The sequence below is a fragment of the Mesorhizobium sp. M0587 genome (genome assembly GCF_040320945.1).
Taxonomy (GTDB): Bacteria; Pseudomonadota; Alphaproteobacteria; order Rhizobiales; family Rhizobiaceae; genus Mesorhizobium.
Genome location: NZ_JAMYQP010000069.1, coordinates 1 through 16,640 on the forward strand (window position 1 = coordinate 1; position 16,640 = coordinate 16,640).

At 59.5% G+C, this 16,640-nt stretch carries 16 protein-coding genes; 9 read left to right on the forward strand and 7 right to left on the reverse strand.

Annotated elements, in window-relative coordinates; all coding sequences use genetic code 11:
* From NKI49_RS32030 to tnpA, 6 genes are all read right to left on the reverse strand, one after another.
* Positions 1–167, reverse strand: a 167-nt coding sequence (locus NKI49_RS32030) for a response regulator (protein WP_352695901.1), incomplete at its 3' end; no start/stop codon positions are given.
* A 261-nt stretch (positions 168–428) separates the two neighbouring features.
* Positions 429–1,058 carry a UPF0149 family protein gene (locus tag NKI49_RS32035; RefSeq protein ID WP_352608062.1) on the reverse strand — a complete coding sequence of 210 codons (630 nt, stop codon included), beginning with the start codon at positions 1,056–1,058 and terminating at the stop codon, positions 429–431.
* Positions 1,059–1,342: 284 nt separating this feature from the next.
* Positions 1,343–2,377, reverse strand: coding sequence for an IS110 family RNA-guided transposase (locus NKI49_RS32040; protein WP_352608060.1), 1,035 nt, complete (start codon positions 2,375–2,377; stop codon positions 1,343–1,345).
* The gene (gene tnpC / locus NKI49_RS32045) at positions 2,271–3,992 is read right to left on the reverse strand and encodes an IS66 family transposase (protein WP_352608058.1); all 1,722 of its coding nucleotides are present in this window, start codon (positions 3,990–3,992) and stop codon (positions 2,271–2,273) included. Before tnpC ends, NKI49_RS32040 begins: the two co-directional genes overlap by 107 nt.
* Positions 3,993–4,063: 71 nt before the next feature.
* The gene (tnpB, locus tag NKI49_RS32050) at positions 4,064–4,414 is read right to left on the reverse strand and encodes an IS66 family insertion sequence element accessory protein TnpB (RefSeq protein ID WP_352608055.1); all 351 of its coding nucleotides are present in this window, start codon (positions 4,412–4,414) and stop codon (positions 4,064–4,066) included.
* Entirely contained in the window at positions 4,411–4,848 is a 438-nt protein-coding gene (tnpA, locus tag NKI49_RS32055) for an IS66-like element accessory protein TnpA (RefSeq protein ID WP_352608053.1), read from the reverse strand. The genes tnpB and tnpA overlap by 4 nt, the downstream gene beginning before the upstream one ends.
* 252 nt (positions 4,849–5,100) lie before the next feature.
* On the opposite strand from tnpA, the gene NKI49_RS32060 reads away from it, so the two are divergent.
* From NKI49_RS32060 to NKI49_RS32070, 3 genes are all read left to right on the forward strand, one after another.
* Positions 5,101–6,657, forward strand: a complete 1,557-nt coding sequence (locus NKI49_RS32060; RefSeq protein WP_352608051.1) for an ISL3 family transposase — start codon at positions 5,101–5,103, stop codon at positions 6,655–6,657.
* A gap of 154 nt (positions 6,658–6,811) precedes the next feature.
* Positions 6,812–8,200 (forward strand): PD-(D/E)XK nuclease family protein, encoded by a 1,389-nt coding sequence (locus NKI49_RS32065; RefSeq protein ID WP_352608049.1) that lies wholly within the window; start codon positions 6,812–6,814, stop codon positions 8,198–8,200.
* A 39-nt stretch (positions 8,201–8,239) separates the two neighbouring features.
* On the forward strand, positions 8,240–8,956 hold the full coding sequence (locus NKI49_RS32070; protein ID WP_352608047.1) for an IS6 family transposase: 717 nt from the start codon (positions 8,240–8,242) through the stop codon (positions 8,954–8,956).
* Positions 8,957–9,074: 118 nt separating this feature from the next.
* Here the strand turns inward: NKI49_RS32070 and NKI49_RS32075 are convergent, their stop codons facing one another.
* Complete coding sequence (locus tag NKI49_RS32075; protein WP_352608046.1) at positions 9,075–10,166, reverse strand: hypothetical protein; 1,092 nt, start codon at positions 10,164–10,166, stop codon at positions 9,075–9,077.
* A 672-nt stretch (positions 10,167–10,838) separates the two neighbouring features.
* Between NKI49_RS32075 and NKI49_RS32080 the strand changes: the two genes are divergently transcribed.
* From NKI49_RS32080 to NKI49_RS32105, 6 genes are all read left to right on the forward strand, one after another.
* Positions 10,839–11,177 carry a helix-turn-helix transcriptional regulator gene (locus NKI49_RS32080; RefSeq protein ID WP_352608044.1) on the forward strand — a complete coding sequence of 113 codons (339 nt, stop codon included), beginning with the start codon at positions 10,839–10,841 and terminating at the stop codon, positions 11,175–11,177.
* A complete protein-coding gene (locus NKI49_RS32085; protein ID WP_352608042.1) occupies positions 11,167–12,447 on the forward strand; it encodes a type II toxin-antitoxin system HipA family toxin in 1,281 nt (426 codons plus the stop codon). Before NKI49_RS32080 ends, NKI49_RS32085 begins: the two co-directional genes overlap by 11 nt.
* 222 nt (positions 12,448–12,669) lie before the next feature.
* Positions 12,670–13,251, forward strand: coding sequence for a hypothetical protein (locus NKI49_RS32090; protein WP_352608040.1), 582 nt, complete (start codon positions 12,670–12,672; stop codon positions 13,249–13,251).
* Complete coding sequence (locus NKI49_RS32095) at positions 13,248–14,624, forward strand: 7-cyano-7-deazaguanine synthase (protein ID WP_352608038.1); 1,377 nt, start codon at positions 13,248–13,250, stop codon at positions 14,622–14,624. The genes NKI49_RS32090 and NKI49_RS32095 overlap by 4 nt, the downstream gene beginning before the upstream one ends.
* Positions 14,625–14,629: 5 nt before the next feature.
* Positions 14,630–15,814 carry an ImmA/IrrE family metallo-endopeptidase gene (locus NKI49_RS32100; RefSeq protein WP_352608067.1) on the forward strand — a complete coding sequence of 395 codons (1,185 nt, stop codon included), beginning with the start codon at positions 14,630–14,632 and terminating at the stop codon, positions 15,812–15,814.
* Complete coding sequence (locus NKI49_RS32105) at positions 15,789–16,403, forward strand: PIN domain-containing protein (protein ID WP_352608036.1); 615 nt, start codon at positions 15,789–15,791, stop codon at positions 16,401–16,403. Before NKI49_RS32100 ends, NKI49_RS32105 begins: the two co-directional genes overlap by 26 nt.
* The last annotated feature ends 237 nt before the right edge of the window (positions 16,404–16,640 follow it).

Consider the following 16,640-nt stretch of genomic DNA (forward strand, 5'->3'; position numbering starts at 1 on the left):
CCTAGGTTAAGGTCAACAACCACGAGATCGACTGGCTCACGTGAAAGAACATAGTCAAACTGCTTGCTATCGTGGACTGCGGTTACCTTCAGGGCATGCATCGTGAGATACTCGGCGATGAGGCGCCGCATTGCGGCATCATCGTCAATGACAAGAACATGTTTCAACGGCCACCTTCAATCTTGAATCCCCTTGTCTAAACCTGTTGCCGAGCAACCCTGGGGCACCGACCCAGAACAGCTGCCCCTTGATACCACTCGCCGTTGCGTGCGGCCAATGTGAGGCCGTGCTCGGGGTTCTGTCGCAAACTTTCGGAAGGTCGTTTGCTCGTAAGCGGTGCGCCGAGGCACCTTTCCTGAAACCGCTGGTGATGTGTCTTTGGCGGGTCGGTCGTTGGTCCGCGCGCCGGCGCCGATCACTCCGGGTCGTCATAACGGGTGACGTAGTGGAGTTCGCGTAGGGCGGGGATGACGAGGGCGATGTCTTTGTAGGCCTCGTGTTCGATGAAATGCGCGGTCTCGGGCCCCGGCCTGGGCTTGCCGAGGACGGGCCTCTCCTTTTTGTCGACGCAGTAGATCAGGATCGGCAGCAGCAGGCCGTGGTTGGGTTGTCGAGTCGAGTAGCCGTCTCCAGCTTTTGATGTTGAGATTCATGGCCGCGTAGAACCCCTGGCACCACGGCCGGGGGTCGATGCCGCCGCTGGGCTTGGTTGCGAATCGGGGCGCATAATCCCGTGGTCTGTCGAAGAGCGTCTCGTTGATCCGGTTGTGGATCCTGGCGACGCTGGCAAACACGGCGTGATCGGTTGCAGACCCTTTGGCCAGGACGTCGCGCCGCAACCCCATGAGCGGGCACATCCAGTCTTGCGGGTCCGGGTAGCGCGGCCCGGTGACCGCCGCCGTTACGAAGCCATCCAGCGCCGACATGGTCCGCACCAGCGGGCGGTTGGTCTTGGCAGCCATCCAGGCCTCGAGCGCCTCGTCCGACAGCGCCATGTCATCGAGCGCGCTCATGCCGCCAAGGAGAGCTGCATCTCTTCGCGGCGCACCCAATTCCATATGTGGACGGCTCCCACTTGCAAGTGTTTTTTGCGGATATTTTTGATCGGATCGCTTGCATCCATATGTGCGGCCTTTGTGTGTGGTCGCACATGACCACTGGCCAAGATGGTTTCCGCAACGCGTGTTCCTAACACGGCAACGACCTCGAAAGGCCACTGGAATTGGCGGAGTGTCACGCGTCTTGGATCGATCGATCGCACCATCTGCTTTTCTCTTGCAAGTTCACAGCATCAGCTCAACACGGTAGCATTTTTATCGTGCTCGCCGTGGTGGCCAATTTCCTAAATTGCCTGTGTTTGTTCTTCCGGTCGCCGGTACGTTTCGCCGCTCACCATAAGCTTCCAGGCAATTCGGGCGATCTTATTCGCGAGCGCCACCGCCACCAGCTTCGTTTTCTTCCGTTGCAGGAGTTCGATCAGCCATCGGGAAGCATGTCTGCTTCGACCGGTTCTGACATGCTGAAGAAGGGCAGTTGCGCCAACCACCAATACGCTCCTCAGCATTTCGTCGCCAGCACGTGTGATCACCCCCAGTCTGACCTTGCCTGCGGACGAATGGTCTTTGGGCGTGAGTCCTATCCAGGCGGCAAAATCGCGACCCGACTTGAACGTTCGGGGATCTGGGGTCTTCATCATCAAAAGCGATGCGCCGACCGGCCCGACGCCCGGAATTTCGGCCAGGCGCCTGCTGCATTGATCGGAGCGATGCAACGCGGTTAATTTCTCCTCGACGACTTTCGTTTCGGCAAGCAAATCTCGATACTCAACGCCATGCATGGCAAAGAGCTCGCGGGCCAATTCAGGCAGGGCTTGATCAGCCGCAATGCGCTCCAATAGCGGTTCGATCCGGCACATGCCGGTGGCCGCGACGATGCCGAACTCCATGGCGAAACCGCGAATAGCATTGGCAAGCTGTGTCCGATTGCGGATGAGTCTCTCTCGCACACCGACCAGCATTAACGCAGCCTGCTGTTCCGCGCTCTTTACCGGCACGAAGCGCATGGTGGGTCGGCTCATCGCCTCACACAAGGCTTCCGCATCCGCCGCGTCGTTCTTGCCGCGCTTGACATAAGGCTTGGCCAATTGCGGCGCGATCAATTTTACGTCGTGGCCGAAGGAATCTAACAACCTCGCCCAATGATGAGAGCCACCGCAAGCTTCGAGTGCGACGGTGGTCGGTGGTGCTTTCTCGAAGAATTTCACCATCTCCCTACGCGAAAGCTTCTTGCGCAGGATTGGTTGCTCGGCTGCGTTCACGCCATGCAATTGGAAAACGCTCTTTGACGTATCGACACCAATTCGGATAATCTCTTCCACGGACGGTCTCCCTCGATTGAGCTTTCAACGAACTCATTCTGGCACATCGCGATGCCGTTGGGAGCCGTCCACCCCAACACGGCATCAGTTCGTCCCAGCGCGAGGCTGGCCAATCATTCTGGATGCGCTCGGTGACGTCGGCCATGTAGGCTTCGGCATCGACGCCGCAAAGCTTGCACGTCTCAATGATGCTGAGCACGACCGCTGACCGCTCTGCCGCGGCGAAGCTGCCCGAGAAAAGCCAATTGCGCCTGCCGACTGTAAATCCACGAATCGCCCGCTCCGCGATCAGGTTGTCGGGCTCGAGCTGGCCATCGTAGAGGAAGCGATTGAACGCGCGCCATCGTCTGGTGCCATAGGCGAAGGCCTTCGCGATATCGGCATGGCGCGACAAACCGTTGCCCTGGCGCGTGAGCTGTCGTCGCAGCGCCCGGACCAGTGGTCGGGTCCGACTTCGTCGTGCGGCCAATCTCTCGGCGGGCGGGAGTCCCCGTATCTCTTCCTCGATCCGGTAGATCGCCTGGATACTGGCCATCGCCGTCGTGCTGAGCTCGGTCGGCTGGCTGTCGTGAACGTCGAATATCTTGCGACGCAGATGGGCCAGGCACGCAGCTTCTCGAATGGCGCCGCCCTTGTAGAGCTGGTTATAGCCGCTGAAACCGTCGGCCTGGAGCGTGCCGGCAAATCCGGCGAGCTCGGTCAACACGCTCTCGCCGGCGCGGCCCATGGTGGCGCGATACCAGGCGATCGGCGGCTCCTGCGAACCCGAATTGCGGTCGTCGGCGACGTAAACCCAGAGCGCGCCCTTGTGGGTCTTGCCGTTGCCGGGCGCCAGGATCGGAAGCCGCGTGTCGTCGGTATGAATCTTGGTGCGGGTACGGCCGATCTCACGGATGCGGTTGTAGATCGGGTCGAGCAAGGCGGCGGCGTAGCCGGCGCTGCGCGCAAGGGTGGATCGCTCGATATCGACGCCCTTGGCGGCCATCATCTGTGCCTGACGGTAGAAGGGCAGATGATAACCCCACTTGGCCATCATGATATGGGCGAGCGCGGCATAGCTGAGCTTACCGCGTGCAATGGCCTTGGCTGGCGCTGGCGCCTGGATGATTTTATCGCAGGTCCGGCAGCTGTACTTGGGTCGAATGGTCTCCATCACCTGCCAGGCCTGGGCAACCAGATCGAGCATCTCGTCGCTATCTTCGCCCATGGCGCGCAGATCGCCGCCGCAGCCCGGGCAACATGCGCAAGACGGCTCGCGAACGGCCCGCTTGCGCGGCAGGTTGGGATTGAGCTTACGCACCGGCAACACCCGGACCTTGTCGGTGTCAGCAACGATGGGCAGCTCGAGATCGGGCACGCTGGCGGCGAAATCGGTCTCGAGATCTTCGAGTTCAAGCCGCATCTGGCCCAGCTTCTCGGAGGAGCGGCCGAAGGCCTTGCGGTTGAAGCGATCGATCCGCAGCTGCAGGCGCTGGATGCGAAGTGCGGCCTCGGCGCGCTCTCTTCGAAGCTGCTCATCGCGTTCGGCGATGGTGATGTCACGGGCAGAAACGGCCGCCTCCAGAAGGGCGATCCGAGCGAAGAAATCAGCGGTTGAGGGAGCTTGTTCCGACACCCAAAACCTATACCCGAAAGACCCTCGTCACGGAAGAAGAATCAACACAAAATCAATAAGAAACATCAAAATCAGCCAGCCAAACGCGGTCGATAAATCTTGCTCGGCCGGCGCCAATCGATCCCGTCCAAAAGCAGCGAAAGCTGCGCCTTGGTGAGCGACACGGCGACCTGATCCTTGGTGGTTGGCCAGGCAAAACAACCATCGGTCAGCCGCTTTGTAAACAGACAGAACCCCTGGTCGTCATGCGACAGAATCTTGATGATATGACCCTTGTGTCCACGGAAGCAGAAGATCGCGCCGGTGTGCGGGTCGAGCGCGAGCACCTGCTGCACCATCCGCGCCAGGCTGTTGATCCCGCGACGCATGTCGGTCGCGCCGCAGCACAGGTAAATCCGGTCGGTCGGCACCACCGTGATCACCTGGTCAACTCCGCCAGGACGATGCGCAGTGCTGTCGGATCGACGATCCCGTCGATCCGCAATCGCGTGCCGCTCGCAAAGGCCACGACGATCCTGCCGGCCGGGTCCGGGCAATCGGCGACGGGGCGTTCGACATCCGGCAGATCGCTCACGTCGATGCGCGCGAAGGTCGCCATCGCCTGATCGGCATCGAGTTCCCCGCCGGCCATCTGCTTGCGCCACGCATAGAGCTGTGACGGAGCTACGCCGAACGCTTCCGCGACCTCGGTCACCGACGACCCCGCCGCGCTCGCCAGGTCGACCAACGCGCGCTTCTCAGTGCAACTCCACAGCCTTCGTTGCCGCACGCGCCCGGGCACCGTTTTAAGACCTTCGGCCGCCGCGGCGCCGCTTAACTCGGCGACCATATCGCCCGTTGCATGTTCCAATGTCATGGCCCGAAACCTCCTGTTCATCGGCATCTTGCAAGGTGCCTTGGCGCACCGCTTACGTTTGCTCAGGGCGGAGGGCCGTTTCGTCCATTGCGTGCACTCGCCGACATCCTGTTGAGGGGCCTGTCCCAGGTGTGAATCGGCGTGCAAAATTGACCCCATAAGCCGGGGAATCGGCGTCCAATTTTGGCTCTGACTCACATTTGATGATTTTCGCTGCTGGCGTTGTGCTGTTTTCTGAGGGGAATCAGCACCATGGTGAGAAATTTGCGTTTGTCGTCGTTGATCCCGGCGGGATTAGCCGTCGAGGCCATCGCCGAGAGCGAAGGAGTGATTGCCGTTACCGCCCGCTCAGGGGCGCCAGCGGGACCTTGCCCTCTTTGCCGCAGAGTGTCGCACCGGATCCATAGCCGCTATCTTCGACGAGTTTCGGATCTTCCCTGTGCCGGGATGAAGGTAGAGCTTCACCTCGTCGCCCGCCGCTTTATCTGCGATGCGCCATTGTGCCGTCGACGAATCTTCGCTGAACGCTTTGACGACTGCGTTGTCGCCGAGCGATCCCGCCGGACCTCGCGATTGGAGTGTATCGTTCATCATCTTGGGCTGGCGCTCGGCGGCCGGCCGGCGGCCAGTTTTGCGAAGCGGCTGATGGTCCCGGTCAGTAATGACACGCTGCTGCGGGTGGTGCGGCGACGGGCCTGTTTGCAAACAGATCCTCTCAAAATTGTCGGCATTGATGATTGGGCCTTCCGTCGCGGCCATCGTTACGGCACGATCGTCTGTGATCTGGAGCGGCGGCGGATAGTGACGCTGTTGCCTGATCGTGAGGTTGCCACCGTCGAGGCCTGGCTCGCCGACCATCCTCAGATCGAAACCGTCTCGCGCGACCGCGGCGGCGGTTACGGTGAAGCGACCGCGAAGGCGTTGCCCGAAGCGGTTCAGGTCGCCGACCGCTGGCATCTCATGGAGAATGCGAGTGCGGCTTTCCTCGACGCCGTCCGCAAGTCGATGCGGACAATCCGAACTGCGATCGGCGCTACGACGATTAATCCCGATCTGCTCACCTACGCGGAGAAGCGGCAATACGAAGGCTATCTGCGGCGTGAGGAGACAAATGCGGCAATCATGAAACTTGCCAGCGAAGACATCCCCATCAAGGAGATCGTGCGTCGCACCGGCCACAGCCGTAAGCTGGTCCGTCAAGTGGTCCGTGGCCAGCGGACCGATATCTTCCGCGCCCGCCAGAGTTCACTCGAAGCCTGGCTGCCCTTCCTGGACGGGCAATGGAAATCTGGTTGCCACAATGCAAGCGAGCTTTGGCGACGGCTGAAGACAAAGGGCTTTCGGGGACGTCTGGGTGTCGTCAGCGAATGGGCAAGGCGACGACGACGCGCCGAACAGGCATCCGATCAGCAACTCCACAAGGTGCCATCAGCCAGAACGATCGCACGGTTAATGACGACGGCGCGCGATCAACTGAACAAAACCGACACAGTGATGATCGCCGTCATCGAGGCGGGTGTGCCCATGCTGGTGGAAGCACGCAATCTGATCGCTGGTTTCCATTCCATGATCCGCAAGAAAGTCGCCGATGAGCTCGAGCCGTGGATCGCCGACGCCAGCAAAAGCCTCATTGCGTCTTTCGCCAATGGCATCATTCGCGACCGCGCTGCCGTCCGCGCCGCGATCACCGAGCCATGGTCCAACGGGCAGACGGAAGGACAGATCACCAAGCTCAAGCTTGTAAAACGGCAGATGTACGGCCGCGGAAAGCTTGACCTTCTCCAAGCACGTTTGATCGGTGCTGCCTGAAAGAAAATATCATCGAGAGTGCGTCAGACCCAAAATTGGACGCCGATCGAGGGTCAGTTTTGGAAGCCGTTTGACATCCCAGGAGCGAGTCCGCCTTCTATTTGCCCGTGTTCCTCTCGTGCGAGAGCAGATCCCCGTTGATTGGGCAAAGGGCTTGAGGCGGAGCGCCGCGCTGACGACTCCGCGTCTTTGGCAGCACGCCCTCAAGCAGGCGCGCGCCGAACGGGCAGATGGGGATATTGCCGAGCGCACATTGCTGCCGGCTCTCGAGCTGCTCGCTGGCGGTATCTCAGAGGCGGATCGCGCAGGACGCCGCCTGTTGCGTGGACCCGCGCTCACCTTATGGCAGGACGCCTTGCGCATGGCACCCCAGCAAGCGATCGAGCTCTCGCTGCAGGCTCTCCGCGTCGATGATGGGCAGGAGCCCGGCAACACCATCGTGTGGGGGCCCGCCCATCACCTGGCCGCCGCCCCCCGTAAGCATGTCCGCCTCATTGGTCTCGAAGCGAATGCCTGGCCACGTCGGGCGATCGAAAACCCGCTGCTTCCTGAGCATCTGCTCGAGCATCTTCGGCTCCCGTCAGCAGATATCGCCGACGACGATCGAATGACGCACGACATCATTGTGAGCCAATCCGCCGACTATACCCTTTCGCGCGGACACAGAAGCGCCACGGGCGCGCTGCAGGCGGCAAGCACATTATGGCGACGAGACGAGGAACGGATTGTGGTCGCCATCCCCCGGCACGCATTCAGCGAAAGCGATCGCCTCTACTCGAGACCGGCAGATGCGGGCAAGCACCCGCAGGTTCGGGCCAGCCGCGCCTCCTGGCGCGACTGGCAGGAAACCGATAGGCACACCGCGCATGATGGGCTCATTCGGGCAAACCATCCACTGATCCTCGACGCACTAGCCGAAGTACAATCAACGACGTCCCTGCATCGCCTACTTTGCGATCCGCTCGGATTTGTCTGGGAGTATGCACTTCATTGGCGCGAACCGAACCTCGATCACCAGCCACTCGTGCTCGATCATCGTGCGTTCGGCGAACTCGTCCACGCCCTCATTGGCGGTGTGCTCCGCGACGGTGCACCGCGAAATGTCGACGAGATCGAGATCGCCCTTGCGGACGAAGCCAGGCGCCTAGACGAGGGGTGGCCGATCGCACGGGCCGTCCCGCCTGGTCTACTCTGGCGCCATACCATGACACTGGCCTGCGAACGTGCATCGCGCGGGCTGAAAGATGCCCTTGGTGAACCCCGCGGCACGAGTTGGACCGAACTCGCCTTCGGCGAGACCATCGACGGACGTCATCCCTGGATCACGCTTTCGCCGGTCCCAGTCGGGGCAACTGGCATTGCGTTTCGCGGCCGAATAGATCGGCTCGACGAGGACGGATCGAGGGGCACGGCCATTATCACCGACTACAAGGCAGGAGCGGCGCCGCAGCGGAAAAAGGCCGTTGTGTTCGACCGCGGAGCGGAGCTCCAACGCGTTTTTTATGCCCTGGCCGCCAGATCGTTGCTCCTGGAGGCACCGTAAAGTTAACCGACGGCTGATGAAGATGTGCGAACATGGGCCATGTCAGAAGTTGCTCGTGATCCGCTTTATCGTCGCCACCGCTTTCCCGCCGAGATCATTGCGCACGCGGTATGGCTCTACTTTCGCTTTCCGCTCAGCCTGCGCATGGTTGAGGACATGTTGGCGGCCCGCGGCATCATCGTCACGCATCAGACCATTCGAAGCTGGGCGGAGAAATTCGGGCGGCATTTCGCCCGGGAGATCAAGCGACGGTCAGCCGGCTGCCTGGGCGACAAATGGCATCTCGACGAATGTGTGGTGGCCATCAATGGCAAGAAGCAGTGGCTCTGGCGTGCCGTCGATCAGGACGGCTTCGTCCTCGAAGTGCTGGTGCAAAGCCGCCGAAATGCCAAGGCGGCAAAGCGTCTGATGCGCAAGTTGCTGAAGGCTCAAGGGCGGACACCACGGGTCATGATCACCGACAAGCTCCGGTCCTATGATGCCGCCAGGCGCGACCTCATGCCCGGTGTCGAACACCGGTCGCACACAGGCCTGAATAATCGAGCGGAAAATTCGCACCAGCCGACCCGACGACGCGAAAGGACCATGAAACGCTTCAAGTCGGCACGCCAGCTTCAGCGGTTCGTTTCCATCCATGATCCGATTGCCAACCTGTTCCACTTTCCCCGCAATGCGCTGTCATCGGCTCAACATCGAGACCTGCGTAACGCCGCCATGCAAATCTGGAACAAAATCGCGTGTCTCGCCGCAGCGTGACAGCCGTCCCGGCCAGCTATCGCTGCATCAATCCGCTGATAACTTTACAGTGCCCCGGCGGGAACTGAAATCGTCTTTACTCCTGACGGGAACGTGTAGGTTGGCACGGCGGAATCTCTCACGCCTCGTCGAGGCTGAGATAAGCTCTCGCCGCTCGAACAGCCGCATCCTGCTCACCCGCCTTGAGTGTCTCCAGCGGCGTTCGTTGCAGTGTAGGGTCGACTTCGATCAGGAATTGCAACGCCGACCATCTACCAGCGCCAGAGGCGTCGAATTCGCGCATGACGGCGCCCAGACCATCGACGATCTTGACCTTGCGATTCTTAATGACGAATTGCGCCTCGGGCACGACCAATTCGGAACCGCGCATCAAGCCGAGCGCCGTCCCAAGTCCAATGCGCTTGTGCAGGGCTTGTCGGGAAACGCCGAGCTGCTTTGCGGCTTCGGTCAGCGACAGCGATTTCCCCGCCTTGCCGAGCAATTCCGTCTGGACTGCCTTGAGCCGCGCCTCTTCCTCGCTCGCATCGTCTGATGCAATTGTCTCGAGTTCACCAGCCAGCTCGATCGCGGCCTTCAACTGGTCCGCCACCAGGTCCAGGTGACGTGTCAGTTCGTGAAAAGCGCGCGGCCGATCCTTGACGAAGAGATCGCGCAGCTGGCTTTCCACCGGCGTTATCTCGCTCAGCATGCGGAATGCATAGTAGGTAAGGGGTTCGACTTCGACAGGCGGCGACCACTTATGCAGCAAAGCGCATTTGAGCTCGCGATAGCGGTTGAACGTCGTGTTCACCAAGCTGTAGTACCACACACTGATTCCATGCGTTGGCTTCACTACATTGCGCGCCACGGGTAGCTCGAAGTCCACGACGTGCGCCTTGTCGAACGCAACATACATATGAAGCGAAGCGCATTCGACACGGTGACCAAACCGCGCAACCGAGGCGACGTCGCTGCGCTCCCTCTCCAGCACATGAACCAGGTCGATGTCATAAGGTTCTGCCCGACCGTGCTCCAGCAAGGAAGCCACCGCTGCTTCCATCGGTTGATAGTTGCCACCAAGTAGCCAGCTGCCTGACAGATACTGATGCGGCTCTGGTCGCCCAGCGGCGCGAAGCAAAACCTCTCGAAGCGACTGGTCCAGGATTGACCTGCCAGCTCCACTCAGGTCCGCCGCCGCCATCAACGCGCTTGTGAGTTCATTGGATGCCATGTCTATCTCCGATCCTCGTTCCGTCTGGATGATCGGACGGGTTGATAGTCAGGGTTGATATTGGGCCCTTGCCCCAGTTTGTCAACCTAGCGCCCAGCTAAACAGTCATCCGTCGGTAAGCAAAGAGCCGTTTCGACGGATGCCCCTGTGCCCTGGTGCCGTGGGGCTCGGCGAACCCGCCAAGCGGTTGATACATACGGGTGATGATCTCATGCATCGGACATGATGGCTCCGGCATAGATTTTCGACGGCATGTGTGATGATACTTCCTTGGTCAACCCCCGACGTCGAATGCCTACTTTTGGAGCGGGACACCTCCGACGAGCTTGCATCGCGTGATCGAGCAACCGGGCGATTGGAGCGCGAAACGAATGGGACGCGTCGCGACGTCCCATCGGGCACCTGCAAATCACCAACGGTCTTACGGGCGACGCCGCGCGACCTCGAAGCCTCAAAATGCGTTCGCCTCCAAGGCCATGAGCGAGGCTGCGCCTTCCGACCGGATGGCTGTCCTGGTGCCGATATCCACTATTCTGTAAGATGGTCCATTAACAGGTCTGGAAGCTATCTAAAAATCGATTTATGGGGCGTATTGTCGTATGTCGCAGGCTGGTGTATATGTTCATCAACAGAGCACAAAGTAGGTTAGCGACCCATTAATGGAACAATGCAATGGTCAAACCGACTGCGCGGTCCTTTTCGCGCTACAGCACCCAAGCTGCCAAGCTTCTCGGCCAGTCGATCCGGCTTGCACGCATCGAGCGAAAGCTAACCATTGCGGAACTCGCGGAGCGAACCGGGCTGTCGCGCGGCTTGGTCCAGCGCATCGAGCGCGGCGATATGGGCTGCGCAATCGGTGCAGTTTTCGAGGCGGCGGCCATCCTTGGCATTCGGCTGTTCGATGCGGGCGAGGTGACGATGACGCTAAGGGTCAATTCGAATGAACAGGTCCTGACCCTGCTGCCGCAATCCGTGCGCACACCAAAGAAGGCCCTCAAAGATGACTTCTGACACGCCTCTGGACGAGGTCTATGTCTGGATTTGGCTGCCAGGCGAAATCTCACCTGTTGTGGCAGGGTTGCTCGGGCGTGCCGGCAACACGTTGGTGTTCAATTATGGCCGCAGCTATCTCCAGCGGGACGATGCGATCCCTATCTACCAGCCGGAGCTTCCTCTTGAAGCTGGAATTCTGCCGCTGACCGCCGGACTGTCCATGCCTAACAGTCTGCGCGATGCGGCGCCCGATGCGTGGGGACGGCGCGTCATCGTCAACCGCAAATTCGGCCAGAAGGGCGCTGCCCTGGACGTCGGCCAGCTTGATGAGCTCACCTATCTCATCGAGTCCGGTTCCGACCGGGTGGGCGCCCTCGACTTTCAGCGCTCCGCCACGGTCTATGAGCCAAGGCAGGGGAAAGCCGCCTCGCTCGACGAGCTTCTCACGGCCGCCGAACGGGTCGAGTCCGGTGTCCCCATCACGGCGGAACTCGATCAGGCCCTGTTTCACGGCAGTTCCCTTGGGGGCGCCAGACCAAAGGCGATGATCGCGGAATGCGGGGCGAAATACATCGCCAAGTTCTCGTCGCGCACCGACGTCCTCAACGTTGTCAAGGCCGAGTTCGTAGCCATGCGTCTGGCCGACCTAGTCGGGCTCACCGTTGCCCCGGTGCGCCTCGTCGCAGCCGCAGGTAAGGATGTACTGCTGATCCAGCGCTTCGATCGGGTGCATGGCAAGGCGGGGTGGCTTCGAAAGGGTATGGTCTCGGCCCTCACCCTGTTGGCCCTCGACGAACTCATGGCGCGCTATGCTAGTTACCAGGACCTAGCCGAAATCATCCGCCATCGCTTCGAAGCGCCGAGGGCGACATTGCATGAGCTGTTCGGACGCCTGGTCTTCAACATACTGTGCGGCAACACCGACGACCACGCCAGGAACCATGCTGCATTCTGGGACGGATCGACGCTAACGCTGACACCTGCCTACGACATCTGTCCGCAGGGCAGGGCCGGCAACCAAGCAGGGCAGGCCATGCTCATTGCTGGCGATAACCGGCAGAGCCGGTTCGCGGTCTGCATCGCCGCAGCTGCACAATTTCAACTCCATGAGGAAGAGGCCATCACCATCATCGAAAAACAGGTCGATACAGTTCTCAAACAATGGAGCGTCATTTGTGACGAGGCCCAACTGAGCGCCGTCGAACGCAATGTGATGTGGCGCCGGCAGTTTTTGAACCCGTTTGCATTCGAGGGCGCACCCAAACGTCTGTCAGGAATGATCGAGTAGGACAAGGGCGCTTTCGAGGGGAAAACTTCACCCAAGAATTGCTCTGCCGCAGCCTGCGTCGTCACGACGCGTCATCAGCAGCAAGGGACGGGAGGCGGCAGGGTCATCATTCTTGACCGCCTGTGAAGCAACGGACGCCAGGGCAGCGACGTTCCTCCGCACGCGCCGGAGTTGACATTGTCAGGAAAAAATTTTACGACAGCTGACATTGTGGAGATTCGAATGAGCGACGGTCCGCACAAAAGCCTGCCATTGCGTCCCAAATACAGGCGCGTCGCCGAGTGGGCGTACAAGTCGGCATTCGCTATTCCAGAGGTCTGCGAAGCGGCCGAATCTGCACTCGTTCAAGACGCACACATAGAGCTGCGTAGTGTGATCAAGCAGCTGGTCGAGCTCGTTGAGGGGAGCGATCTTTTTAGCAGGCAACCGGATGAGTTGCAGCGACAGTTGTACGAACTACGTGACGACCCGGCGGTACATCCGTTGGCCGCAAACGCGATTGAATGCATTCAAATGGCAGTCCAACAAGGCTTGCAAGGACGCGATGCGGTCCAGAGCGGGATTGCCACGGCATTGAGCGAGCGTCTGGACGCGAATGGGCGGACGACGGAGGAGCATTATCTAGCCGAGCGCGGGCCGGGTGCAGGTCGCACCATCCGCAATCGCATGGGTGAAGTAAGCGCTGGAATGCACGAGAACGGCTCGTTCACCCGCATTGCTCGTTCGCTCCTCGGTGACGGTACTGTCGCCATCACGAGAACTCCCGCGGTGCGAGGCGGGCTTGATGAGGGAGTTTCCCTATGAAGGTTCTGCAAGGTGAATGCCCTGCTCTCAAAGTTCATGTCATTGAGGCCGGCGGAAAAGCACAGGAAGGCTGGCAACCCGTCGAGATTGGCAAATCCATCATTTTCAACATGAAGGATCTAGATGATTACCGCACGAAGAATTGGGACAGCCGAATCTTCGACACGCTCGTTCTGATCGCCGCGGTGGAATATTGCGACAAGGCCTGCAAACGCTCGGCATGGGGATGGATGCGGAAGTTCCAGTTGGCTATGCCCGTCAATGATCTGGATCGCTGGCAAGATCCCAAAGTCGTAGCGGCGCTCATGTCTGCCCTCAAATTTCTAACTGGCGATGCGTGGAACATATCGTTCTATCAGCGCCAACTCGCTCCCGAGGAAGACGTCGGTAGACAGAGTCGTTTGGAATTTGGTGATACCACACGCATAGTCACGCCGTTCAGCGATGGTCTGGACTCACGGGCAGTGAGCGCATTGCTTTCGGCGGGGGGACGTTCGGATCGATTGATCCGCATTCGGGTGGGGTCAAAAAAGGGCGATCGCCCCCGTCGCGGCAGCCAGAGGCTCCCCTTCCTCAACATTCCCTTCAAGATCAAAGCCGGGCCGGACGGATTCAAAGAGTCCTCCGCTCGGAGCCGCGGCTTTAAGTTTGCCTTTATGAGCGCGACCGCCGCGTATCTGATCGGGACCCATGACATCGTGATGCCGGAAAGTGGTCAGGGGGCGCTCGGTCCATCGTTGGTACAAACCAGCCACGGCTATGAGGACTACAGAAACCACCCTCGTTTTTTGACCAAAATGGAGCGGTTGTTCGCCGCGCTTTTCGAGTACCAAGTCGTGTACCGGCTTCCGCGCTTGTGGAAAACGAAAGGTGAGACGCTTCGCGAATTCGCAGCCCTTCCCATCGAGCCGAAAGAGTGGATCGAGACCCGTTCGTGCTGGCAGCAGAACCGGAATTCCTCCGTAGATCATAAATGGCGCCACTGCGGCATCTGCGCCGCTTGTATGCTCCGCAGACTCAGCTTTCACGCGGCCGGTGTCGACGAGCCGAAAGAGAACTACATCTGGGAAGAGTTGTCTGTTCCTGCGTTTGCTCAAGGAGCTGCCAAAGGGTTCGACAAGATAACGGGGGCGATGGAGCAGTATGCCGTCGCCGGATCTCTGCACCTTGATCATTTGGCCGATTTGAGCTCTTCGCCTGCCCATCGGAAACGCATGAGCCGGCACGCTTGGCAATTGTCCGAAGAACTGGACATGTCGCATGCGGATGCGGAAGGCGAGCTCTTCGGTCTTCTTGAACGGCATAGGATTGAATGGATGGCATTTACGAAAGATCTGGGTCCTAGATCATTTGTTGCTCGGTGGTTGGCTTGACTGCGATGAACGGAGCCGATGATCAGCTCTCAGCTGGGGAAGTAGGCGAGAGAATTCGTATCGCACGTGAAAATGCAGGCAAGACCCAGGCAGACGCTGCCCAGGCTATCGGTGTGGCACGCACCACCTTGGTCGCGATGGAAAAAGGGGCGCGGCGCGCAAAGATTGGCGAGTTGCAAAAGCTGGCACGCTTTCTGGACACCAGCACCAACGCGTTGCTCCGTAAAGAAGCGATCCACGTCGAGCTTACACCAAAATTTAGGAGACTAACCGAAAACGAAGGACAGCCCGTTGCGGCAGCAGCAGACCTGATGGCGCAACTCGTAAGGGCCGAGGTCGAACTCGAGGCTCTCCTCGGTGTCGAACATGTGCGCAATCTGCCGCCTGAAAGACGCATTCTTGCTGGCGACGTTCGTCAGCAGGCAGAACAACACGCCTTGGAACTTCGTCATTGGCTCGGTCTTGGGCTTGCGCCGATCGCGGATATCGTCACTCTGCTCGAACTGCAAATGGGTGTTCGTGTCTATGCGAGGCGTTTAGCGGCGAGAATTTCAGGCTTGTTCGCCTATGATGAAAAGGTAGGTGCCTGCATTCTCCTAAATGCGAACCATCCAATCGATCGCCGCACGCAAACGGCCGCGCATGAGCTTGGTCACTTAGTGGCCACTCGCGGAGACGCAGAAGTCTATGAGATCGATGAACTGGAGAGCTCGCGCGAGGAAAAATATGCCAATACATTCGCAAGAAGTTTCCTGACGCCGGCGCAGGCGGTTCGGCAGAAATTCGCCGAAGTGACGGCAGGTGCTACGAGCCTAACTCGCCGTCATGTGATCGTTCTTGCACATTACTTCCATGTTTCGCGCGAAGCCCTTGTCCGACGCCTCGAAGAGCTGCAACTCACGAAAAAGGGAACCTGGGATTGGTTTGTGCAGAACGGAAACATTACGGATGAGCAAGCGCAACAAGTTCTAGGAGATGTGTCCAGAAATGACCATCTGAAGGACGACGCAGGCAGGTCCGTGTCGCTGAGAACCGGCCTGATGGCATATGAGGCGGCAAAGCGAGGCCTCCTCAGTGAGGGCCAAATTGCAAAGCTCCTTCGTATCGATCGGGTCGAGGTGCGCGATCTGCTGAGCGATATAGATGCCGAGGAAAGTGGGGCCAATGCGGCAACCTCGATTCTCCGGTGATCTTCCGTCTCACATAATTGCTGATACGAGCGTCATTATTAATCTCAATGCCACCGGCATTGCGAGCGACATCATTCGGTCGCTGAACGTGACGCTGCGTGCAAGTATCGTCGTAAGGGACGAGCTTATCGACGATCGGAATAGCGGTCGGAATGATGCCGACCTCGCTCAACAGTTGGTGCGGGATGGCCTGCTGCAGTTTGCTGAGTTTGACGACGAGAGTGAGGGGGTATTTGAAAGCCTGGTGAGTGGCAGCGCAGAGACGACCCTGGATGATGGAGAGGCGGCAACGTTGGCTATCGCGGTATCGTCTCAAGGGTTGGCGATCATTGATGAACGCAAGGCAGTTCGTATCGCCGGTGATCGCTTTCCTGCACTCCAACTGCTCGCTACCGCGGATCTCTTGCAATCCGATCGCATCCTTCGCGCGCTGGGAAATGAGCGTCTCGCACAAGCCGTCTTACGTGGCTTGAAGGGAGCGCGGATGGCGATTGCGGAGCGCCACCATGATTGGATTATAGGCCTACTTGGTGAGCAGATTGGAGAGTGTCGCAGTTTGCCGGCCGCACTGCGTCGAGCGTCGACCTGATCGCTCGACAGCCGTTGGCGCGTTTCGCGATCTCAGCACACCGCACTACTAGGCAATGGAATTGGAAATTCATCAAGGAATCCTGCGGGAGGTCGTAGAGCCGGTGCCGCAAATGTCGAAAATCGACGGGTGTCGTGACCTGCCACTGAGAATTTCCTCCATCTGAGATTAGAGTCCGGCCCTTGATCGAAGGACGGACTGATGAAGAGAAAGCGGTTCACGGAAGAGCAGATTATT